The following is a 19,543-nucleotide window of genomic DNA, read 5'->3' as shown; positions in this document are numbered from 1 at the left end:
TCCCTCCTTCTGCTAATAGGAAAAGTCAGCCTGCACGGTACGGTAGTATACCTTGCCTTCTACCCCTCCCGGCAGGCCGGAGGTATGATCCAGCAGCTTCACTGCCCCCGGCAGGAACCAAAGCCGCAAGCCCGTACGGATGTCAGCGGCCGCATAAGTAAACCTTTCCTGCGGGTTGATCCCTGTATTCAGCCTGATTAGTGCAAGCATACGGGACAATTGCGTTTCACCTGCCCCATGTAGCAGCATGAACAACCGCAGATAACCGCGGTAGTCCAGCTTTGCGGGCAGGTATTTGGACATAGCCACCTCTCCCGTCCTGCACAGCATGAGCATGTCCTGAACCGCCTGCTCAACCCCGTACAGCAGCGCTGCCGCCAGGATGGCCAGCGGATTGCTGAGCCGGGCATTCTCGATAAAGCCTTCCATTGTCCGGATTGCCAGCCTCAGCGCAAAAATCTCGCCATATGCTGCTGCCACATTCCCCGCAGGGTTATGAAACCCGTACAAGATATACTCCAGCTCCTGGGAATGAGGATCAAGCTGGCCCGCCAAAGCAGAAACCACACTATCACCCGATTCTGCTGCTGCAGTCAGTGTTGAAAGGTCAAAATGCGGAAAATAAAGTGCAGCATACTCCGTTTGGAACAGCCTGTCCCTTGCACCAGTCATTATGCTGCCTATGGATGTGTATAGTCCGTCCACCTTCCCCATTGCGGAGCCGGCGGCGGAATAAATATCTGTGCTCCCGGAATCCGCAGCTGCAGCAGTCTCCTGAGCCTGATTAAACCGGATATTCTCCCCATAGTATTTCCGGAGCGTGCTATAACGCTGCTGGGCTGCTGCTGCATTATCGCCAAAGCTGCGGAGCTGGTCCACCAGCTTCATGGCTTCCCCCAGCTTGACCTTGGCCTCCTTCTCCATCTGCTTGCGTTCAACGTCGGAGGTGCGGTGCGACTCAATCCGGGCCGCCTCTGCAGAGATTGCCGCACCTGAATTACCGTAATTCTGCAGATACCCGGCAACGGCCTGCGAAGCATCTAATACAGCCTTGTTCATACGGGAAAGGTCAGCGTACAGCCCGGAAGCTTCAGTGAGTACAGCAGGCAAGTCGGATACGGCCGGTTCAAACGCCTGTGCGGCCTGCTCTTGGACGCTTATATTCCGTTCCATTCCGCTGAGCTCATCCGGTGGTAAAATCAGTGCATCCTCCTGTTCGCGCAGTTTAGCCAGCGCCTCAGTACCAAGTCCGGTGCTTTCACTGCCGGGGATGTCCCAGTTGCCTGCCGAAGCCTGACCGGCTTCAGCTCCGCTGCTTCTGGACTGCTCAAGCACATTTTTCATTTGGATATTAAGGTCCACTGCCTGCTGCAGCGCCGCTCTGGCCTCAGCCATAAGAGAATCATGCTTCAGCCTGGCAGCAGCCAGAGCTCCCGGTATCCCGGAGATCAGGTTCTGCGACTGCTGTAAATAGCGGCCTATGTCATATTGATACCTTTCTTGCTCCTTCTCTCTGTCACGGTACAGATCGGTGTAGTATTTGCCTACATAATCGTTATACATGGCTGCAATATCTGCAGCTGAATCAACATTGCTTAAGGAGCGGGGGCTGATATAATCCTGCGGCGGATTCATAATTGTCTGCTGCAGGCTCCTTGCGCTCTCTGCAGCCTGCCGCCGCCGTTCCAGCATCTGATCAAGTGCAGCTTCACGCGCATCGTAGAGGGGCTGAAGCTTGCCGAGCACCTTTGTGGAGCGCGAGGCTTCTCCCATTGCCGCTGATAGCGGCTTGAATTTGCCGGCCAGTTCAAGAGCGAAATCGACCGGGGCTTTATACTTCATCTCCTCGGCGATCTGCCGGCGGAAAATATCATAGCTTCCAATCGGCCTGCTCAAGTCCAGAGCTGAGCTATCCAGCTTGACGGGCAGCAGATTAAAGGTGTCTCCCCGGCCGCTCTCGAACAAATTATCATTCAGTACTGCAGACAATAGCTGTCCGCCGTCGTCGCCCCCGAAGGCAAACAAGCCATATCCCTGCTGCAGGCTGAGGTCATAGGAAGACATTACGGACCGTACTGCCGCCCTTGCCAGCCGTTCCTGCTGCACATTGGCAGCGGCAATCCTTGCGTAGTCAATCAAAACAGCTGTGAACAGGAAGACAAAGGCGAGTGCCGCAATCAGAAAGATCGAGACGGATCCTCCGGTTTCCTTTATCCATAAATATTTCCGCCTTCTGTAATGGCTCGGATCCGGCAACACATGATGTACATGCCTCACACTCCCCTGCTCCTCCCTGCCTGTAATCCTGGCCTCAGCAGGATAAGTAATCAGCTTCAGCCGTCTCATTTCTTCAGCGTAGACAGCATTTTTGCGGCATCCTGCTTATCCATGCCTGTTCCGGAGCTGCTGTTCTGTCCACCGCCGCTCTTAAACTTTGCACCGTAATAGCGCATAAGCTCAACCGTACGGATGAACTCCACAGGTTCTGTGACCACAGACCGTGTCGTTACCACAGGCACTGCCCCATCCTCCAGCAGCCCATCCAGTATAGGAAGCTGAAGCATCCGCTTCAACTGGGCGCTTATTGTACGGCTGGCCAAGCCATAACTGTAGACGAGCTCTCCGGTCATATTAGCCGGAATATTCTCTGCAGACTGCCCAAGCTTTACCTCAGGCAAAGCCTGCTGAACACCGGCAGCCGGCACAGCGAGCTTCACACCCCCATTTAGTGACCCTGTACCGAAAAGAGAGGCAAGCAGACCATCTTCACCAATCCGCCAATATAAGGAATCATATTCTCCGGCAGCAAACTCTCCGCTAATCCCCTTATGGCTGTTGTCCCAGTTGTATACAGCCCTTTCAGCTGTCACAGAGGAAGCCTGCAGCAGCATCGTCCGCTGATAGGTATACAGGCTGAAGAACAGGAGCAGCATGATAATTCCCATAATGATGGGCAGCAGTAATGAGGCCTCAATAGTGAAGCTGCCTTCCTCACTCCGCAGATTCATTACTCAAAAACTTCCTGGCTCTTGCTTCCCGCCGTACTGATCAGATCCTTCACTACCTTGACAATTTCCGTACGGAATACAAGGACCACCGCGATCAGTACCGCGATGATCATAATCATCTCCAGCGTGCCCAGCCCCTCTTCATCCTTCCACAAGCGTTTTGCTGCTTCTGCTACCGTTATCATCATTGTCCTCATCCTCCTACATTTTAAGCATCATGATTGCAGGTGTTCCCACCAGCACAATTACAATCAAAAAGATAAGCACCATCGGGAATACCAGCTTCGAGGAAGCCTGTTCCCCGCGTGTGCGGCTTAGCGCCTTGCGTTTCTCCCATAACATCCGTGACAGATCACGCAGAGAGAGTACGAAATCCGCACCTCCCCTGCGGTAATTCAACAGCACCGTAGTAGTAAATAGCGACACCTCCTGAACTGCGCAGCGCTTGCTGAAATTCTCAAAAGCCTGCTGGAATGAATAGCCGCCCTCCCATTCGGTAATCATTGTGAACAGCTCTTTATAGAGCGGATGGCTGTAATCCCCTTTGCGGCTCTCTACACAGCGGACAATCGCCCGCTGCACAGTCTCGCCGGCACCAACCAGCAGTACAATGCTGTTCAGCAGCTCCGGCAGCTCCAGCATAATGCCCTGCTCCCGCAGCTTTACTTTCTTGTGCAGATCACTGACCAGGGCGGCCGGCAGAATCAGCGCCAGCAGCACGCCGAGAATGAACCCTGCCTCCTCACCGCTAAGCAGGGTGAGCAGACTGCCCCCGAGCATAAACAGCCAGCTGTAGCTGAGCATTTCACCCGTGAAGAGCAGTGTGCGCTCCGGGCTGTAGCGTACACCATAGCTGCGCTGCAGCGAGCGCTGGATTCTGAACATGACCGAAGGCAGATGGCTGCCGATCCGCCATTTCTCGATCAGCAGCAGAAATGGCTCCCCGGCCGCCCGCAGCCTCAGGCCCTCCATCGGCAGACTCCGCAGCCCGGCATAACGCCGGCCGCATTTCACGCGCAGCAGAAGCCAGCCAAGAACCAGCGCAATTGCTGCAGCACCGCTTACCCACCGCATGCCTTCACCTCCAAACGGCCTTACCGCTCTATAGCGGAATATCCATAATCTTTGTCGTCCACCGGTAACACAGGAACAAGCCGGCTAATGATAATGTTGAAATAGCCATGCCTGCGCCGGTGTACATGGGCTGCATATAGTCACTAGCGGTCAGGCTCATAAACAGAACCATCAGCAGCGGTGCCGCTAACAATGCCTTGGCTTCAAACTTCTTCTGGGCGATACTTACCGCAATGTCCTGCTGGATATCCAGCTTCTCTCCAATAATGGTGGAGGTGCGGCGCACCACTTCAACCAGATCACCGCCAGTACGCTTACAGACGGTAAATACATCGGCAAACCGTTCAACATCCTCCATTCCAGCCCGGCGGCTGAAATCATGCAGCGCCTCTTCAACAGGCTGGTTGTATTCCATCCGTGTACAGATAATCGACAACTCGGCCAGCATATCGCTGTTCCCCTCCGGATCAAGCAGCTGGAGGTCGGCTGCAGCTTCGCGGAAAGCATTCTCCACAGAGCGTCCTGCAGACAGCGAGGAGGAAAGTGAAAACAGTGTCTGCTTAAACTGCAGGTTAAGTGCTGAGCGCCGCCGGTCCTTCAGATATTGGCGAAGCATCCGCGGCGCATAAGCTCCGGCCGGAACCAGCAGCAGAGAGACAAGCAGCTGATGATAGAACAGGTAACCGATGCCGAACATCAACAGCCCGCCTGCCAGCAGTGCCGTTATTTTCAAGCGGGGAGACAGTACATAGATGGTATAATCCGGCAGCTGCGGCCTGTTCTCTGCCCCCTCCTCAGCACTCGGGATAACACGTTTTCTGACCTTACCCTGCCGGGGGGCAGGCTTCTTATCCGGATGCTTCAGCATACCGCCTCCTTCATCCCGGGTCCGGCTGCAAAGCCCATCAGCGGGTATTGATCAATGCCGGCCAGCTTCAGCTTCCCGGTATGCAGCAGGGGATTGCCGCATGCCGCAAGGCTGCCCTCAATCTTCCCTCCGAGTTCCCCGGTTTCGCGGAACTCGTACAGCGGGTTCAACACCACCTCCCCTTCCTGTAATCCGGCCACCTCGCAGATTTCCACCACCCGCCGCGAACGGTCCCGCAGCCTCGAGAGATGTACAAAAATATCAATGGCCGAGCTGATCTGCTGCCGGACTACGACAACCGGAAGATCGGCTGCACTGAGCACCATCGTCTCCAGCCTGCTGACCATATCCCGGGCACTGTTTGAATGTCCCGTTGACAAGCTTCCGGCGTGGCCTGTATTCATCGCCTGCAGCATATCAAGGCATTCCGCCCCCCGCACCTCCCCAACAACGATACGGTTGGGTCTCATCCGCAGGGAAGAACGGATCAGATCCCGTATGGTAATCCCCCCCCTCCCCTCCGTGTTGGCATTCCGCGTCTCCAGAGAGACTAGATTCGGCACGGTAACAATCTGCAGCTCGGCTGAATCCTCAATCGTGATGACCCGCTCCTGGGACGGTATGAACTGGGACAAGGCGTTAAGGAAGGTGGTCTTCCCGGAGCCGGTTCCGCCGCTGATAAAAATGTTGTAGCCTGCCACCACAAAAATCTGCAGCAGCTCCGCAGCTTCCCCGCTCAGCGCGCCCCGGCGCACCAGGTCATTCATCGTCATCGGTGTTTCAGGGAATTTGCGGATGGTCATGGCCGGCCCCTTCAGGGCAACCGGCGGCAGCACCACATTGACCCGGGAGCCATCCCGCAGCCGGGCGTCTACAATCGGCGAAGAATCATTGACCACCCGGTCCACACCGGAGACCACAGTCTGAATGATGTCCTCCAGCCTGCTCCTGGATTCAAAGGCCAGCGGCAGCCGCCGGATTTGTCCCTCCTCCTCCACGAAGATCTCTTCATGGCTGTTGATCATAATCTCGGTAATCGCCGGATTATCAACCAGCGGCTGCAGAATATCGAGCCCCCGGAAGGAATCGAACAGCTTTTTTACCAGCTCATGCTTCTCCTGGGCGGTCAAATAACGCAGGCTCTGCATCCCTAGAATGGTCCGCTCAATATAGCTGCTGAGCTCGCGGTTCCCGACGGCTGCGGTGACGTCAAGCCCGGCACGGATATCCCGTTTCAGCTTTCTGAATAATTCCTCATTCATGCAGACTGCCTGTGAATACTTCCGGGAGCAGCGGCTCGATGATATCCTGGCATAATTGCTGTACACCTGCTATAAACGGCGGTGATTCCAGGCAGAGCTCCATATGATGCTGCAGCGCCCAGGCCGGGATAAAAGGAAGCACACCGGCCGGTTCAAGCCCCTCCAGAGCCGCACTGTTATACCTGGAGGCTTCAGCAAAGTTCAGAATAAAACGGCTTTTATCCCGGACATCCTGCGGCCAGCCGGAGTGGGCATAGCTGCCATGCTCCAGCCATTTGACCGTCTTATAAAGACTCGTCTCATCACTTCTGAGCATCCATAGCAGTACGCCGCAGCGCTTCAGTACTGCCTGCGTCCGTTCCTCCTCAATGCTCCCTGTATCAACAAGCACAACGTCGTAATGGCCGGCTGCAGCAATCAGATCCAGCAAATCCAGCATATCGGGCTCTGTCATCTGCAGCATCTCCTTGAAGTTCTCCACCATCATAAACCGGTCACAGCGCAGAGCCTCATGCCTGCATACATACCTGCCCAGCTCAATCCTCTCCGCCGCACCTTCTCCCCCATCCGGATATCCAGCCTTCAGCTCATACAGCAGCTGTTCCAGTCCCTGTGACTTAGGCGCAGGCATCCGAACAAGTACACCGCTGCTGTCCACGCTCTCCAGGTTCAGATAGAAGACGGACAGGCCCGTTGCTGCAAGCTGTCTGGACATGTTGAGCGCAAGAGTTGTTTTGCCGCTGCTGCCGCTGGCCGAGACCACTCCAAGCAGCAGTGTCTTCTCTCTGCGGGCAGAAACGGCCCGGGGACGACTGGCCTCGCACAGTTGAAGAACGGATTCCAGAAGCGACGGCAACGACTGATATTTCTGAATGACCATCCCGCCTGCCAGATTTTCATTGTTACCCGCAGTTCTTCCATCCTCGCTGAGAACCGCCCATGGCACGGTACTCTTCCCTTCCACCAGCCAGGCTTCAATAAAGACAAGATCGCCCACTACAGCATCCACCGGCTCTCCGCTGCTCATAAATTCCATGAAAGTATCCGGCCTGCTGAATGCAGATATTCTGAGCGATTCCCCGTAATCGCTATGATGCAGATAATGCAGTAAGGGTTCAATATATTGGCTCTCGCGTACGGCCAGCACCACTCTTGCCGCCATAACCGCCACTCTCCTCTCTGACAAAGCAAAAAAAGCACCGTCAATAACCGTAGAAACGGTCATTGAACGGTGCTTCCGCTCGTAATCCTTTAATTTACAGCTATAGTAGCATATATGCAGTAGAGCGGCAATCTTTTTTTGAAAATAATATTCCTATAAGTACCTCCATAGCTCTCTGGTACACCATGTCCATTATGGGATATATACCCAAAGTGCATTAAAGGTTATACTGATAGTTGGTAAAGAATTGCCAGACAAAATCATTTATCTACAAAGGAGACCTGCCACAAATGAAATTACTACCCGGATTTATCGCTGTCCTTACTTTATCCAGTGCAATCAGCCTCTCCGCGTCCGCAGCCGAGAAACCGATTACAGTCCAGATCGACCAGCAGCAGCTTAAGCTTACCACTGGCGCACCGTTAAATGACGGCCATGCGATTCTCGTACCGATGCGGCCTATCTTCGAGAAGCTGGGCATGAGCGTCGTTTTTGATGCCAAGACAAGCACCATTACGGCAACCAAAGAGGGGCTGGTCATCAAGCTGCAGCTCGGCAGCAAAAACGCCAGCATTAACGGTATCGTCAAGCCGCTCCATACTGCTCCCAAAATGATCAAGAATGTCACCTACGTGCCGATCCGGTTTGTAAGTGAAGCCACTGGCAATCACGTAGTCTGGAATGCTGCTACCAGAACCGTTGAGATCACAAGCCTGCAGGCTACTGACGAAACCGCCGCGGTTGCTGACTTTTTCAGCAAGTATGTAAAGTATTCTAATGAAGAAAATTATGATGGCTTTATGAGTCTCATTGATGCCAAATCACCGCTGGCCGCGATCGGCCCGCAGCTCAAGCAGCAGTTCGAAACCTATAACCTTAACGTTTCCGTGGACCAGCTGAACATCGTCGATTCCAAATCAAATGAAGTAACTGCACATACCATCGAGACGACAGAAAAACTCAGCGGACCCTTTATGCCAAACAGCCAGATGGAATATATTTATTCCCTCACCCGCAGCTCCAAGGACACCGATTGGAAGATCAGCAATATTCAGCTTCAAGCCGTGAAGTACAGCCTGCCGGAGGGCGCCCTGACTGCAGCCGTGACCGTTCCAAAAGCGGATGAAGATGCCATCAAGGCTGTATTTGCCGCCAATATGGACTACACCAACAAGGAAGATCTCGATGGACTGATGTCTACTATTGATGAGTCCTCCCCTGGTTATGAGCAGAACAAAATAGTGGCAGCCCAGCTTTTCCAGGCCTATGACCTTCAGGGTACAGTAGAATCGTCGAAGGTTATTGATTATACAGGCGACACAGCCGCCCTATATACAGTACAGTCCATCAAAAAGCTCAAGGGACCGCAGTTCCAGGACAACCGCAGCACCACAGTCACTACGCTTAGAAAGACGGCAGACGGCAAATGGAAGCTTGTGCAGAGCTACCCGCTTTCTTCCGAGCCGCTTAAATAACATATTGAACCAGCACAAAAAAAGCAGCGGGAACCTCCCGTTGCTTTTTTTTTATTTTATCCTCAAAGGAATCTGCTCTTAATATCCGGCGATGGAAGCAGGCATGCCTCATCTCTGCCAAACCAGCGGTAACGGTTCCTCGCTACCACCCTGTACAGCATATTGCGCAGCGGACGGGGGACAATTACAAAAGCATAAGCCGCCGGCCACGGAAAATGCAGCCTAATCGCAATGCGCAGCACAGCAGAAGATTCTGTGTAAACCCTGCCGTTCTCCAGCAGAACCACCGTATCAAGCCGGTCAGCCTCAAGTCCTGCAGCCAGCAGCAGCTCACGCCCTTTGTCACTCTGCAGCGAAGCGAACTTTATCCGGCCATCAGGATCACGCGGAATAATGAACCGGACCAGCCCCTGACACAGATTACAGACACCGTCGATCAGCACCACTGCCTGCCCTGCTTCCCGGCCTTTTCCCATTTCCATTCTCCGCCTCCTTCTAGGTTCCAATTATCCATCCTGTCTATAAAAAAACAAAAACGCGGGATAGCTCCCGCGCATTTATTGTCCGTCCGTTACAATTATTCGGCAATCGCCTTTTCAATCCACTGGTCACCGATCATCTGATCTTCGAAATCAGCGGTGTATGCTTCCATGCACTTGCAGATGAAGTCCTTGCGGCACACCGGGCATGGAGTTTTAAGCAGGCGGCTGATGTTCGTCATTTTCCATTCCGGATTCCGGCTGTAAAACGCGCGGCATTGTGTTCCGTCAGCAGTTTTAATAATAAATTCGTACAAGCCCACTTTATCATTGCTGCTGGCTTTGGTCACGCTCGTAATTTTCGGTCTGTAAGACATCTTCATCACCCATTATCTAAATTTTTGGTTCTGATAGCACACGTAGCTTTAACAAGTACTTAGACATAATAAAGATTTTTGGGGGTGATGTCAACCGAAGTACGCGCTGCCGCCCGCTATTTGTCCCGCCAACCAGACTTCCGTCTCTATTTAGCCATTTTTCCCAAAAATACAGCTTTATAGTCAACTTAAACGATATTGAGCTCCACATCGATATTTCCGCGTGTGGCTTTGGAGTAAGGGCAGAATTCATGCGCCTTCTTGGCCAGGTCCTCAGCCTGGGAACGTTCAATGCCCGGCAGGCTGATGTCCAGTCTCACACCCAGCTTAAAGCCGCCGTCGCTCTCATCCTTGCCGATCAGCACATTGGAGGTAACCGAAACATCCTGAAGCTTCACGCCCTCTTTACGGGCAATATTGGCGAGCGCGCTCTCATAGCATGCCCCGTATCCTGCTGCAAACAGCTGCTCAGGATTGGTACCGTTACCTCCGGGTCCGCCAAGCTCTTTAGGCATTTTCAGATCATGCTTGAGAACGCCGTCCGAGGATTCTACCGAACCTTCGCGTCCACCTTTAACCGTCGCTGTCGCTGTATACAAAGCTTTTAATGTGGTCATCGTTAATCTACTCCTTTTTGGGAATCTATTTTTGACTTACACACACTTAAAATTAAACTACAGGTATATTTTGAAACGATAATACCAGTCTTGTCACAATCCTTACGCTTGCATCTTGAAATATATAGTGTAAAATTAAATTGTGATAAATTTATGTTCGGGAGGCCTGATTCATGAGTATTTATGATTATGAAGTGAGTACCCTGCGCGGCCAGGAAGAGTCGCTCTCCAAGTACAAAGGCAAAGTGCTGCTCGTCGTGAACACAGCCAGTAAGTGCGGATTCACCCCCCAGTATAAGGGTCTCCAGGAGGTCTATGATAAATTCAAGGACCGTGGCTTTGAGGTGCTCGGCTTTCCGAGCAATCAATTTGCCAGCCAGGAGCCTGGTGAGAGTGAGGATATCGCCGAGTTCTGCGAGATTAATTACGGGGTAACCTTCCCGATGTACGAAAAGGTCGATGTCAAAGGGGACAGCGCACATCCACTCTTTAAATACCTGTCCAAGGAAGCGCCGGGCGTATTGGGCTCCAAAAGTGTCAAGTGGAACTTCACTAAATTCCTGGTCGACCAGGAGGGCCGTGTGCTGAAGCGGTTTGCCCCTTCCACCACCCCAGACCAGATTGAAGCCGATATCGCCAAGCTGCTGGACTAATCCATTTACCGTTGGCTATACAAAAACTCCCTGTAACAGCCTTTTGAGCTGTGTACAGGGAGTTTTTTATCACCGCATAATTACCAATTCATGAGAACGGCAACAATGGCAATCAATGCAGGTACTGCTTGAATATACAAAATGGATCTTTTGGCTGTCAGGCTGCCGACAATTCCGGCAATCAGCACGCAGCTGAGAAAAAATAGCTGGATATGCTGGCCTACAGCGGCATCCGGATAGAAAATCCCCCAGATCAGCCCCGCTGCCAGAAATCCGTTATACAGTCCCTGGTTAAAAGCTAGCCCCTTCGAATCCTGTGCCGCCTGAGCGGTAGTGCCAAAGGCCTTCTGTCCCTTCGGTGTCGCCCACAGGAACATTTCCAGATAGAGTATGTAGATATGCAGTAAAGCAATAATCGCAACCAGCACTACACTTATTGTCATGTAATTCCCTCCACAGTTAAATGTAAGAACATTATATCACTAACAATAATATTTTGCGCAATTAATTTTGTTCGCTTTATATCTCTACGTTTCAAGTCTCTTAGATTCTTCCATGAAATAAGCTGAATCCCGCTGCAGATTGCTTACACAATTCAAAAGCTAAGATTATAAAGATAAAAACTTGAAGCAAACAACCACTTATTGCTAGTATTGGATCATATGGTATGAGTTTCATCAAAAAGAGAATATCATAAGGAGCCTTATAATGAAAAATCGGCGGTTTACTATTATTGCTGCTGCTCTGGTGCTCGTAGTTTTGGGATTCGGATTGTTTATATACTTTAATCAGTACTCAACTTTCGATGAAGCTATAAGAAAGTCATTCAATTTAAATAAGGTTAGCGAAATAGAAATTATTCAGACAGACGGTCCGGATGAAAAGAGTGTAACCATAACCGATTCAGAAACAATCAGCAAAATCATGTCAGTGTTTTCTGAATTGCAGCTGAAAAAGGGATCTTTTTCAGATATTGAATTTAACCATTCTTATTGGATTACAGTAAAGGGAGAGAACAAACAAAACACAGCTGGAATCACTCTATATGACAATCATTATTTAAATTTATTTCTGTATAACTTAGATACTTCAAGAAATCAGTCTTTATCTTATAAAATAACAAGTGATTTTGATCTTCAATTAATAACAGAATTATTCAATTAAAAAACACTCGGATGAACATTTCTCACTCATATGGTATATATTTAGGGATCATTGAATCAGCCACGTCTTAGCATGCTCAGGGTCGCTATAATATTGAATCGGAACCGTAAATTTGCCAGCCTGCTTCCGCAAATACCTGTGGAGCCGGTGCCTGCTGAAATAATCCCCGACGATCGCCAGCTTTCGGATATGGGGCTGCAGCCTGGCCAGATTCCCTGCAAATTCAAGCATCACTTCCTTCGTAAGCTGTGTTTCGTAAAAATCCACCCATACAGCAAGACGTCTGGGCTGCCCTAAAATAAAAGCTTCCTCCGCTTTCATTAATTTGAACAAAGATTCGCTATTGGAATGGAAGCTGCCGTATTTCAAACAGTGTATTTCTCCGCCTTTGTAGTGATACGGGAAAATGGAACCTCCAGGAGATTTGATGATCATACGAATATCCCTCCATAAATTTTTTCCATCAAGCTTGTAAAAAAAACAACAGGGCAGCAACTCTCATCTAGAGAATTACTGCCCTGTTGTTTGTTCTGTTCAAACATATGATGCGGTAGAGAGGACTCGAACCTCCACGAGCGTACGCCCACTACCCCCTCAAGATAGCGTGTCTGCCATTCCACCACTACCGCGCGGTGTGTTACAAATGGTATTACTTTGTCTGAGGCCAACATTCAATATTATAAACCGTTGTGCAGCAATTGTAAAGATAGCCTGTCAGGAATTTTCTTCATCCTGTTTCTGCCTGCGGTATCGGGTAAACGCTATGTACTCCTTGATAAATTCCTGCTCCTTGGGCAGCAGCTCTTCATTTTGGCAACTCAGTTGCCTCATTTGGGCAGAAAAATACGCTTCTCCTTCTTCACGCACTCCATCACCCGCCGATTTGCCCAGGATCAGCCAATCCAGGCTGACATGAAAAAATTCAGCGATGTTGATCAGATGCTGAGTTCCCGGCGTAGACTTTCCGCGCTTCCAGTCCCCAAAATTACCTGAGCTGATATGTAGATGCTCATAAAAATACTTTTTCGTAATTCCCCTCTGCTTGATCAGATATTCAATCCGCTCATATATCGACTGCATCGGACCCGTTACCTCCACAACATTTTTTGACGTAAAAACGTTATTTTTATTGTAAAATGACGTAAAAAAGTGTATAATTGGTTATTATCAGTTCCAAACGATTATATCATACGGCTGGATGGTCGATAAGAGGTGAAGCCTGTTGAACAGCAAGCGTCCTGTGACCCCCTATGGCTGGGCGATCAAACAGAGACTGACGGAATTACAGCTTGATCAGAAAAAATTCTGCGAGCTGCACGGAATTCCGCCATACCGCCTGTCCAATCTGATACATGGTACACGAAAAGCCGAGCGCTACCGGCGCCAAGTATCCGAGCTTCTGAATCTGCCTCTGTCTTGACTACCTATCCTGCAAGCACTCAAGGAGCGATAATCTTGCCATTAAGCTTATCTACATCCCTTACTTCTTCTCTTAACACGCTGACACATAAAGCTCTGGTTATAGACAAAAGCGGGATCATCCTGTTTATCAATGATCATTATAACGCATATTTGGAGCACTCGGGGCTGTCTTCGGCCATCAGAATGAAAGGAAGCCATTATCTGGAGCTGTTTGAAGAATGGATCGCCATTCCTGTTCAGCTGACAGCACTGGATAATGCGGTGCAGCATGTCATGCACGGAGAACGCCTGATTTCAAGCTCAGAATTCATTATGCACATCCCTGATCAGCCTGACCGCGTATTCTGTCTGGACGCTTTTCCGCTATTTACAGAACGCTCCTGCGGCATTCAGTCCCTTGTTCTCTCCGTGCACGACAAGGGCTCCGCTGAACCGCGCCAGCATGAGCATGTCCGCAGCTGTCATCCTCTGCGTCCCCGCCGTATTTCCGGCAGTCTTGTACCCATTTGTGCTTCCTGCAAATCTGTCCGCGGCAGCAAGGAGGAATGGATTACCGTTGAACGCTTCCTTCAGCTTCAGCTCTCCCTGCAGTTTACCCATGATATATGCCCGGATTGTATACGCCAGCTCTATCCGCAATATGCCGGGGTTCTGAATCAGTAAATTCAATATTATGTGCAAAAAGCAAAAGGAACGAAAACCTTGATGACCAAGGTATTCGTTCCTTTATTTATGCGGTAGAGAGGACTCGAACCTCCACGAGCATACGCCCACTACCCCCTCAAGATAGCGTGTCTGCCATTCCACCACTACCGCATATGGTGACCCGTAGGGGATTCGAACCCCTGTTACCTCCGTGAAAGGGAGGTGTCTTAACCCCTTGACCAACGGGCCTTACTGAGAAGTTATGTTTACCACAACAAAAATGAGTATATCAAACTCCGCTCACTTTGACAAGCACTTTTTTGAACAAATAAAAATGCTATCTTATACGGGAGGCGGCGGATGACCGGATTCCGTCCCTCCCGTCCAAACTCTATAGTAGTGTTCCAAGTCTCTATCCGCCATACACAGCCAAGGCTTCTACTCCGTCAACCGGCTCATAGCCAAGGCTCCTGGCAACCGCTGCATTCGCGACATGTCCGTCAACCACATTAAGTCCGCGGGCAAGCGCCGGATTATCAAGCACTGCCTTGTAAATGCCTGAACCCGCAATCTGCAGTGCATAGGGTACCGTCACATTGGTTAGGGCAAGCGTGGAGGTTCGTGCCACCGCACCCGGCATATTGGCTACTGCGTAATGCACCACGCCATGCTTCACATAGGTAGGATTCTCATGAGTCGTCGTCCGGTCGATGGTCTCAATGGAGCCGCCCTGGTCAATCGCCACGTCCACTATGACAGAGCCCTCGCCCATCTGCTGCACCATATACTCCTTCACCAGCTTGGGCGCACGGGCACCAGGAATGAGTACAGCCCCGATCAGCAAGTCAGCTTTACTCACGGCCTGTTCCAGATGATATGAGTCCGACATAACCGTAATCAGGCGCCCGCCAAAAATATCATCCAGATAACGGAGCCGGGCGGCATTGTTATCCAGCACAGTTACCCGCGCACCGAGTCCTAGCGCCATCTTAGCAGCGTTGGTGCCTACGATACCACCGCCCACAATAACCACCTCACCGGGCTGTACACCGGGCACACCGCTCAGCAAAACGCCTTTGCCGCCCTGCGGCTTTTCCAGCAGCCTCGCTCCAATCTGGACTGCCATCCGTCCGGCAACCTCACTCATCGGAATCAGCAGCGGCAGCGAGCCGTCCGCAAGCTGGATTGTTTCGTAGCCTACAGCGGTAACTCCGCTGTCCACCAGCGCTTTGGTAAGCTCTGCCTCAGGTGCAAGATGGAGATAGGTAAACAGGATCAGTCCCTTGCGGAAATAGCCGTATTCTTCAGGCAGCGGTTCTTTCACTTTGAGCACCATTTCCGCCTCATTCCATATTTGAGCAGCTGCCGGATACAGTACCGCACCCTTATTCAGGTATTCGCCGTCGCTGAAGCCGCTGCCTATCCCGGCTGACTCTTCGATCAGCACTTTATGACCGGCTTTACAGAGAGCTTCCACACCGGCAGGGGTGAGGGCTACACGGTTTTCGTTGTTTTTGATCTCCTTGGGTACTCCTATAATCATGTCCGTTCCTCCCTTACTGACAAAAGAAAGGCCCGCAAAGGAGCCTTTCTCTCTAAAGTCATTATTCATTCATTCCCCATATTGTATGCGGAAGAACCGTTTATGGATTAACTTTTGCCTCAAAAGTCTGAACACCGTCAACGAATTTCAGCACGACAGCCGCTTTAACCGGGTCATGAGTTTCGTTCAGGGTGATTTTACCTGTAGCCAGCTGCAGATCCTTAGTTGCTGCCAAAGCATCTTTGATCTTGGCCGGATCAGCTTCACCTGCACGGGTAATGGCATCAGCAACCAGCTTCAGCGCATCATAACCAAGAGCTGCCATACCGTCAGGTACCGCACCGCCGTTAGCTTCTTTGTAAGCATCCACGAAGGTTGTTACTTCAGTTGCTGTATCTTCAGGTGAGTAGTGGTTGGACATATAAGTGTTCTCAAGGGCTGCTGCGCCGGCAATTTCAGCCAGCTGCGGGGAATCCCAGCCGTCGCCGCCCAGGAACGGTACAGTGATGCCCATTTCACGGGCCTGCTTCACGATTTTACCCACCTCTTCATAGTAGCCCGGCAGATAGATAACATCCGGATTAGAGGATTTGATGCGGGTCAGAACCGCTTTGAAGTCAGAGTCCTTCTGCTGATAGGATTCCTGGCTCAGAATTTCTCCGCCGTTAGCCTTGAAGGTTTCTTCGAAGAATTTCTGCAGACCCTTGGAGTAGTCACTCGAAGTATCTGTGTAGATTACCGCCGTTTTGGCACTAAGGTTGTTGCTTGCAAAGTTAGCCATAACCTGGCCTTGGAACGGATCGATAAAGGCTGCGCGGAATACCCATTCGTTCACATCGCCGCTGCGCTCGTCAACTGTAACCTTAGGGTTCGTCGCACCAACAGCCACAAGCGGAATCTTCTTCTCGGTAGCAACCGGAACGATCCCCAGTGTGTTGGTAGAAGTGGATGCCCCGATAATAGTAACTACTTTATCGTTGGTAATCAGCTTCTGTGCCGCCTGTGTGGCTTCCTCAGATTTCGAAGCATTGTCGGCAACAACCAGTTCCAGCTGCTTGCCCAGAATACCGCCGGCGGCATTGATCTGGTCTACAGCCAGCTGAGCGCCCTTGGATGCGGAGTCGCCGAAAGAAGCCTGACCGCCTGTGAGCTCGAGGTCGGCACCGATCTTGATTGTGCCCCCGGCAGCATTTCCGCCGCTTGCAGAGTTAGCGCTGTTCTCTGTGTTGTTGCTGCCGCAGCCCGATGCCAATACCGCAGTCAGTACTGTCGACAAAATGATGGCCCCAATTTTTTTCATAGTTTCTCCCAGCCTCCCGAATAATATAGTTTCTATGTGTTGGTTCTGTGATGCTTCAGCTACAGTAATCTAGTGGCCAAGATAGGCCATCTTGATCTCTTCCGAATCCGCCAGCTCAGCGGCGTCTCCCTCCAGAACCACTCTTCCGGTTTCCAGCACATAAGCACGGTGAGCAATTTTAAGCGCCTGATGGGCGTTCTGCTCAACCAGCAGCACGGTTGTGCCGGCAGCGTTGACTTCCTGAATGATTTTGAAAATGTCCTGTACCAGCAGCGGGGCAAGTCCCATGGACGGCTCATCCAGCAGCAGCAGCTTGGGGTGGCCCATTATAGCGCGGCCCATGGCCAGCATCTGCTGCTCCCCGCCGGACAACGTTCCGGCCTGTTGTTTTTTGCGCTCAAGCAGTCTAGGGAACATGCTGTAGACCCTCTCGAAATCGGCGGCAAGACTTTTGCCGTCCTGCAGGTAAGCTCCCAGCTCAAGATTTTCCTCTACAGACATATTGGCGAATACACGCCGTCCTTCCGGGCAATGAATCAGCCCTTGCTTAACAATCGCTTGCACACTCTGGTTAGAGATCGATTTACCCAGAAACTCAATGCTGCCGGTCTTGGGCTTGAGCAGCCCGGACAGCGTCTTGAGCAGTGTGGATTTTCCGGCGCCGTTGGCACCGATCAGTGTTACAATCTCCCCTTGGTTAACCTGGATACTGAGATCCTTCAATGCGTGAATGGCACCGTAGTATACGTTGATTCCCTGTACTGTAAGCATCGCCCTTACGCCTCCTGTCCCAAATACGCTTCGATTACCTTCGGATTGTTCCGGATTTCCACCGGCGTACCGTCGGCGATAAGAATTCCGCGGTCCAGGACATAGATCCGGTTGCAAACCCCCATAACCAGTGACATATCATGCTCAATCAGGAGAATGGTAAGATCGAACTCTTCACGGATCCAGGCTATCAGGTTCATCAGATCCCGCGTTTCATTCGGGTTCATGCCGGCCGCCGGCTCATCAAGCAGCAGCAGCTTCGGTCCGGCAGCAAGCGCACGGGCAATTTCCAGACGCCGCTGGTTCCCATAACTGAGGTTGCCGGCAGTCTCCTGGGCCTGATCAGCGAGATTGAATATTTTGAGAATATCCATCGCCTTCTGTGTAATTTCCTCTTCGCCCTTGAAGTGCTTCGGCAGCCGGAGCATCGAGCTGAACAAGGAATGTCTGGCATGCTGGTGGAAAGCAATTTTGACATTTTCCAGTACAGTCATGGCCGTAAACAGCCGGATGTTCTGGAACGTGCGCGCAGCACCCTTATGGTTAATCTTAAAAGGCTTCATACCGCCTACCGACTCATTATTTAGCAGAATTTTACCGGTAGAGGGCGGATACACCCCGGTTAACAGATTGAACAATGTTGTCTTGCCGGCGCCGTTCGGTCCGATCAGACCGATCAGTTCCCCTTTGTTGATATGCAGGGAAACCTCACTCAGCGCCTTGAGGCCTCCAAAGGAACGGCTGGCCCCTTTAACATCAAGGAGTACTGCTGTCGATGCTGCCATTTGCTTTGGCCTCCTTTTTACCGAGCTTGCCGAAATTGATTCTGGTTTTGCCAAGCAGGCCGCTTGGACGGAAAATCATCATCAGAATCAGCACGATGGAATAAATAATCATCCGCCATTCCGGGAATTCACGCAGATAAGTGTAGAGCAGGGTAACGAATACCGCCCCCACAATGGAGCCCGCCGTACTGCCCAGACCGCCAAGAACGACCATTACCAGAATCTCGAAAGATTTCAGGAAGTTGAAGCTGCCCGGCGTAATAACATAGAACGTATGCGCCGACAGCCCGCCTGCCATACCTGCAAACAACGCACCGATGGTAAAGGCGATAACCTTGTACAGGGTAGTGTTAATTCCCATTGCTTCCGCGGCAATTTCATTCTCGCGGATGGCCAGACAGGCACGGCCGTGGGTGGAGCGGATAAAGTTGTTTATGAGCACAACAGTAAATAGCGTAAAGAAGAAAATAATCGTCCAGGTCGATTTCGCCGGAATGCCGCTGAGGCCGGAAGCACCGCCTACATACTCTGTGTTCAGCAGGATAATCCGGATAATCTCCCCAAAACCCAGTGTGGCAATAGCCAGATAGTCACCGTTGAGGCGGAGTGTTGGCATCCCAATCAGCACACCGAAGATGGCTGCCACGATACCGCCAATAATAATTGCCAGAATAAACGGCACATCATAATCCAGTGTCAAAATTGCCGATGTGTACGCACCTACGGACATAAATCCGGCATGCCCGATCGAGAATTGTCCGGTAATCCCGTTAATCAGGTTAAGCGATACCGCCAGCATGACATTGACGCCTACCAGAAGCAGCATAGACCGGGTTACATCATTAAATATCCCCGTTGTTAGAAGAACTTGAACGATACCATAGAACGCCAGGGCAATGATTATGCCCAGCCAGAATTTTGAATTTAGCTTCTTCATG

Annotated in this window: 23 protein-coding genes and 3 tRNA genes; 5 read left to right on the top strand and 21 right to left on the bottom strand. The window is 51.2% G+C overall.

All coding sequences use genetic code 11. The features are described from left to right. Window positions 1–12 precede the first annotated feature (12 nt). The 7 genes from AC4G46_RS06235 to AC4G46_RS06205 are packed head-to-tail and all read right to left on the bottom strand — an operon-like array spanning window position 13 to window position 7,374. Window positions 13–2,346 (bottom strand): hypothetical protein, encoded by a 2,334-nt coding sequence (locus AC4G46_RS06235; RefSeq protein WP_491127156.1) that lies wholly within the window; start codon window positions 2,344–2,346, stop codon window positions 13–15. After that, entirely contained in the window at window positions 2,343–3,008 is a 666-nt protein-coding gene (locus AC4G46_RS06230) for a TadE/TadG family type IV pilus assembly protein (protein WP_491127155.1), read from the bottom strand. The genes AC4G46_RS06235 and AC4G46_RS06230 overlap by 4 nt, the downstream gene beginning before the upstream one ends. Beyond that, a complete protein-coding gene (locus AC4G46_RS06225; protein WP_491127154.1) occupies window positions 3,008–3,196 on the bottom strand; it encodes a Flp1 family type IVb pilin in 189 nt (62 codons plus the stop codon). The genes AC4G46_RS06230 and AC4G46_RS06225 overlap by 1 nt, the downstream gene beginning before the upstream one ends. A gap of 13 nt (window positions 3,197–3,209) precedes the next feature. After that, a complete protein-coding gene (locus AC4G46_RS06220) occupies window positions 3,210–4,082 on the bottom strand; it encodes a type II secretion system F family protein (protein ID WP_491127153.1) in 873 nt (290 codons plus the stop codon). 28 nt (window positions 4,083–4,110) lie between these two features. Then, window positions 4,111–4,950: a type II secretion system F family protein gene (locus AC4G46_RS06215; protein ID WP_491127152.1), complete on the bottom strand. Its 840-nt coding sequence runs from the start codon at window positions 4,948–4,950 to the stop codon at window positions 4,111–4,113. Continuing rightward, complete coding sequence (locus tag AC4G46_RS06210; protein ID WP_491127151.1) at window positions 4,944–6,212, bottom strand: TadA family conjugal transfer-associated ATPase; 1,269 nt, start codon at window positions 6,210–6,212, stop codon at window positions 4,944–4,946. Before AC4G46_RS06210 ends, AC4G46_RS06215 begins: the two co-directional genes overlap by 7 nt. Then, window positions 6,205–7,374, bottom strand: coding sequence for a CpaE/TadZ family protein (locus tag AC4G46_RS06205; RefSeq protein ID WP_491127150.1), 1,170 nt, complete (start codon window positions 7,372–7,374; stop codon window positions 6,205–6,207). The genes AC4G46_RS06210 and AC4G46_RS06205 overlap by 8 nt, the downstream gene beginning before the upstream one ends. A gap of 290 nt (window positions 7,375–7,664) precedes the next feature. Between AC4G46_RS06205 and AC4G46_RS06200 the strand changes: the two genes are divergently transcribed. Further along, window positions 7,665–8,849, top strand: coding sequence for a stalk domain-containing protein (locus AC4G46_RS06200; RefSeq protein WP_491127149.1), 1,185 nt, complete (start codon window positions 7,665–7,667; stop codon window positions 8,847–8,849). A gap of 62 nt (window positions 8,850–8,911) precedes the next feature. Here AC4G46_RS06200 and AC4G46_RS06195 read toward each other — a convergent pair whose 3' ends face one another. The 3 genes from AC4G46_RS06195 to AC4G46_RS06185 form a co-directional block, all read right to left on the bottom strand. Beyond that, window positions 8,912–9,331, bottom strand: a complete 420-nt coding sequence (locus AC4G46_RS06195; protein WP_491127148.1) for a thiol-disulfide oxidoreductase DCC family protein — start codon at window positions 9,329–9,331, stop codon at window positions 8,912–8,914. A gap of 95 nt (window positions 9,332–9,426) precedes the next feature. Further along, entirely contained in the window at window positions 9,427–9,705 is a 279-nt protein-coding gene (locus AC4G46_RS06190; RefSeq protein ID WP_068722215.1) for a hypothetical protein, read from the bottom strand. 188 nt (window positions 9,706–9,893) lie between these two features. Beyond that, window positions 9,894–10,322 (bottom strand): organic hydroperoxide resistance protein, encoded by a 429-nt coding sequence (locus AC4G46_RS06185; RefSeq protein WP_491127147.1) that lies wholly within the window; start codon window positions 10,320–10,322, stop codon window positions 9,894–9,896. 173 nt (window positions 10,323–10,495) lie between these two features. On the opposite strand from AC4G46_RS06185, the gene AC4G46_RS06180 reads away from it, so the two are divergent. Beyond that, window positions 10,496–10,975: a glutathione peroxidase gene (locus AC4G46_RS06180; protein ID WP_491127146.1), complete on the top strand. Its 480-nt coding sequence runs from the start codon at window positions 10,496–10,498 to the stop codon at window positions 10,973–10,975. 80 nt (window positions 10,976–11,055) lie between these two features. Here AC4G46_RS06180 and AC4G46_RS06175 read toward each other — a convergent pair whose 3' ends face one another. Beyond that, window positions 11,056–11,418 (bottom strand): DUF1304 domain-containing protein, encoded by a 363-nt coding sequence (locus tag AC4G46_RS06175; protein ID WP_491127145.1) that lies wholly within the window; start codon window positions 11,416–11,418, stop codon window positions 11,056–11,058. A 265-nt stretch (window positions 11,419–11,683) separates the two neighbouring features. Between AC4G46_RS06175 and AC4G46_RS06170 the strand changes: the two genes are divergently transcribed. After that, the gene (locus tag AC4G46_RS06170; RefSeq protein ID WP_491127144.1) at window positions 11,684–12,139 is read left to right on the top strand and encodes a DUF5301 domain-containing protein; all 456 of its coding nucleotides are present in this window, start codon (window positions 11,684–11,686) and stop codon (window positions 12,137–12,139) included. Window positions 12,140–12,187: 48 nt separating this feature from the next. On the opposite strand, the gene AC4G46_RS06165 is transcribed toward AC4G46_RS06170, so the two are convergent. The 3 genes from AC4G46_RS06165 to AC4G46_RS06155 all read right to left on the bottom strand — a co-directional run bounded on the left by AC4G46_RS06165 (window position 12,188) and on the right by AC4G46_RS06155 (window position 13,219). Continuing rightward, window positions 12,188–12,574, bottom strand: coding sequence for a hypothetical protein (locus AC4G46_RS06165; RefSeq protein ID WP_491127143.1), 387 nt, complete (start codon window positions 12,572–12,574; stop codon window positions 12,188–12,190). Window positions 12,575–12,685: 111 nt separating this feature from the next. Beyond that, window positions 12,686–12,768 (bottom strand) — tRNA-Leu (locus AC4G46_RS06160). A gap of 85 nt (window positions 12,769–12,853) precedes the next feature. Continuing rightward, on the bottom strand, window positions 12,854–13,219 hold the full coding sequence (locus AC4G46_RS06155; RefSeq protein WP_491127142.1) for a helix-turn-helix domain-containing protein: 366 nt from the start codon (window positions 13,217–13,219) through the stop codon (window positions 12,854–12,856). Between the two features lie 142 nt (window positions 13,220–13,361). On the opposite strand from AC4G46_RS06155, the gene AC4G46_RS06150 reads away from it, so the two are divergent. Continuing rightward, a complete protein-coding gene (locus tag AC4G46_RS06150) occupies window positions 13,362–13,559 on the top strand; it encodes a Rha family transcriptional regulator (RefSeq protein WP_090720269.1) in 198 nt (65 codons plus the stop codon). A gap of 35 nt (window positions 13,560–13,594) precedes the next feature. Further along, window positions 13,595–14,224, top strand: coding sequence for a hypothetical protein (locus tag AC4G46_RS06145; RefSeq protein WP_491127141.1), 630 nt, complete (start codon window positions 13,595–13,597; stop codon window positions 14,222–14,224). Window positions 14,225–14,294: 70 nt separating this feature from the next. On the opposite strand, the gene AC4G46_RS06140 is transcribed toward AC4G46_RS06145, so the two are convergent. From AC4G46_RS06140 to AC4G46_RS06110, 7 genes are all read right to left on the bottom strand, one after another. Next, window positions 14,295–14,377, bottom strand: a tRNA-Leu gene (locus AC4G46_RS06140). A gap of 3 nt (window positions 14,378–14,380) precedes the next feature. Next, window positions 14,381–14,455, bottom strand: a tRNA-Glu gene (locus tag AC4G46_RS06135). Window positions 14,456–14,618: 163 nt separating this feature from the next. Then, the gene (gene ald / locus AC4G46_RS06130) at window positions 14,619–15,749 is read right to left on the bottom strand and encodes an alanine dehydrogenase (protein WP_491127140.1); all 1,131 of its coding nucleotides are present in this window, start codon (window positions 15,747–15,749) and stop codon (window positions 14,619–14,621) included. Between the two features lie 100 nt (window positions 15,750–15,849). Next, the gene (locus AC4G46_RS06125) at window positions 15,850–17,049 is read right to left on the bottom strand and encodes an ABC transporter substrate-binding protein (RefSeq protein WP_491127139.1); all 1,200 of its coding nucleotides are present in this window, start codon (window positions 17,047–17,049) and stop codon (window positions 15,850–15,852) included. Window positions 17,050–17,118: 69 nt separating this feature from the next. Continuing rightward, window positions 17,119–17,820, bottom strand: a complete 702-nt coding sequence (locus AC4G46_RS06120) for an ABC transporter ATP-binding protein (protein ID WP_491127138.1) — start codon at window positions 17,818–17,820, stop codon at window positions 17,119–17,121. A gap of 5 nt (window positions 17,821–17,825) precedes the next feature. Further along, on the bottom strand, window positions 17,826–18,605 hold the full coding sequence (locus AC4G46_RS06115; protein WP_068722251.1) for an ABC transporter ATP-binding protein: 780 nt from the start codon (window positions 18,603–18,605) through the stop codon (window positions 17,826–17,828). Next, entirely contained in the window at window positions 18,577–19,542 is a 966-nt protein-coding gene (locus AC4G46_RS06110) for a branched-chain amino acid ABC transporter permease (RefSeq protein WP_068722276.1), read from the bottom strand. Before AC4G46_RS06110 ends, AC4G46_RS06115 begins: the two co-directional genes overlap by 29 nt. Between the last annotated feature and the right edge of the window lies 1 nt (window position 19,543).

The sequence above is a fragment of the Paenibacillus sp. fava2 genome, assembly GCF_058313675.1.
The sequence above is the reverse complement of the archived record's forward strand: the minus strand, read 5'-3'. Positions and strand labels throughout refer to the sequence as shown.

Excerpts from the sequence above, each read along its gene's own strand:
- AC4G46_RS06235 (WP_491127156.1), bottom strand. The coding sequence starts at position 2,346 with ATGAGACGGCTGAAGCTGATTACTTATCCTGCTGAGGCCAGGATTACA.
- AC4G46_RS06230 (WP_491127155.1), bottom strand. The coding sequence starts at position 3,008 with ATGAATCTGCGGAGTGAGGAAGGCAGCTTCACTATTGAGGCCTCATTA.
- AC4G46_RS06225 (WP_491127154.1), bottom strand. The coding sequence starts at position 3,196 with ATGATGATAACGGTAGCAGAAGCAGCAAAACGCTTGTGGAAGGATGAA.
- AC4G46_RS06220 (WP_491127153.1), bottom strand. The coding sequence starts at position 4,082 with ATGCGGTGGGTAAGCGGTGCTGCAGCAATTGCGCTGGTTCTTGGCTGG.
- AC4G46_RS06215 (WP_491127152.1), bottom strand. The coding sequence starts at position 4,950 with ATGCTGAAGCATCCGGATAAGAAGCCTGCCCCCCGGCAGGGTAAGGTC.
- AC4G46_RS06210 (WP_491127151.1), bottom strand. The coding sequence starts at position 6,212 with ATGAATGAGGAATTATTCAGAAAGCTGAAACGGGATATCCGTGCCGGG.
- AC4G46_RS06205 (WP_491127150.1), bottom strand. The coding sequence starts at position 7,374 with ATGGCGGCAAGAGTGGTGCTGGCCGTACGCGAGAGCCAATATATTGAA.
- AC4G46_RS06200 (WP_491127149.1), top strand. The coding sequence starts at position 7,665 with ATGAAATTACTACCCGGATTTATCGCTGTCCTTACTTTATCCAGTGCA.
- AC4G46_RS06195 (WP_491127148.1), bottom strand. The coding sequence starts at position 9,331 with ATGGAAATGGGAAAAGGCCGGGAAGCAGGGCAGGCAGTGGTGCTGATC.
- AC4G46_RS06190 (WP_068722215.1), bottom strand. The coding sequence starts at position 9,705 with ATGTCTTACAGACCGAAAATTACGAGCGTGACCAAAGCCAGCAGCAAT.
- AC4G46_RS06185 (WP_491127147.1), bottom strand. The coding sequence starts at position 10,322 with ATGACCACATTAAAAGCTTTGTATACAGCGACAGCGACGGTTAAAGGT.
- AC4G46_RS06180 (WP_491127146.1), top strand. The coding sequence starts at position 10,496 with ATGAGTATTTATGATTATGAAGTGAGTACCCTGCGCGGCCAGGAAGAG.
- AC4G46_RS06175 (WP_491127145.1), bottom strand. The coding sequence starts at position 11,418 with ATGACAATAAGTGTAGTGCTGGTTGCGATTATTGCTTTACTGCATATC.
- AC4G46_RS06170 (WP_491127144.1), top strand. The coding sequence starts at position 11,684 with ATGAAAAATCGGCGGTTTACTATTATTGCTGCTGCTCTGGTGCTCGTA.
- AC4G46_RS06165 (WP_491127143.1), bottom strand. The coding sequence starts at position 12,574 with ATGATCATCAAATCTCCTGGAGGTTCCATTTTCCCGTATCACTACAAA.
- AC4G46_RS06155 (WP_491127142.1), bottom strand. The coding sequence starts at position 13,219 with ATGCAGTCGATATATGAGCGGATTGAATATCTGATCAAGCAGAGGGGA.
- ald (WP_491127140.1), bottom strand. The coding sequence starts at position 15,749 with ATGATTATAGGAGTACCCAAGGAGATCAAAAACAACGAAAACCGTGTA.
- AC4G46_RS06125 (WP_491127139.1), bottom strand. The coding sequence starts at position 17,049 with ATGAAAAAAATTGGGGCCATCATTTTGTCGACAGTACTGACTGCGGTA.
- AC4G46_RS06120 (WP_491127138.1), bottom strand. The coding sequence starts at position 17,820 with ATGCTTACAGTACAGGGAATCAACGTATACTACGGTGCCATTCACGCA.
- AC4G46_RS06115 (WP_068722251.1), bottom strand. The coding sequence starts at position 18,605 with ATGGCAGCATCGACAGCAGTACTCCTTGATGTTAAAGGGGCCAGCCGT.
- AC4G46_RS06110 (WP_068722276.1), bottom strand. The coding sequence starts at position 19,542 with ATGAAGAAGCTAAATTCAAAATTCTGGCTGGGCATAATCATTGCCCTG.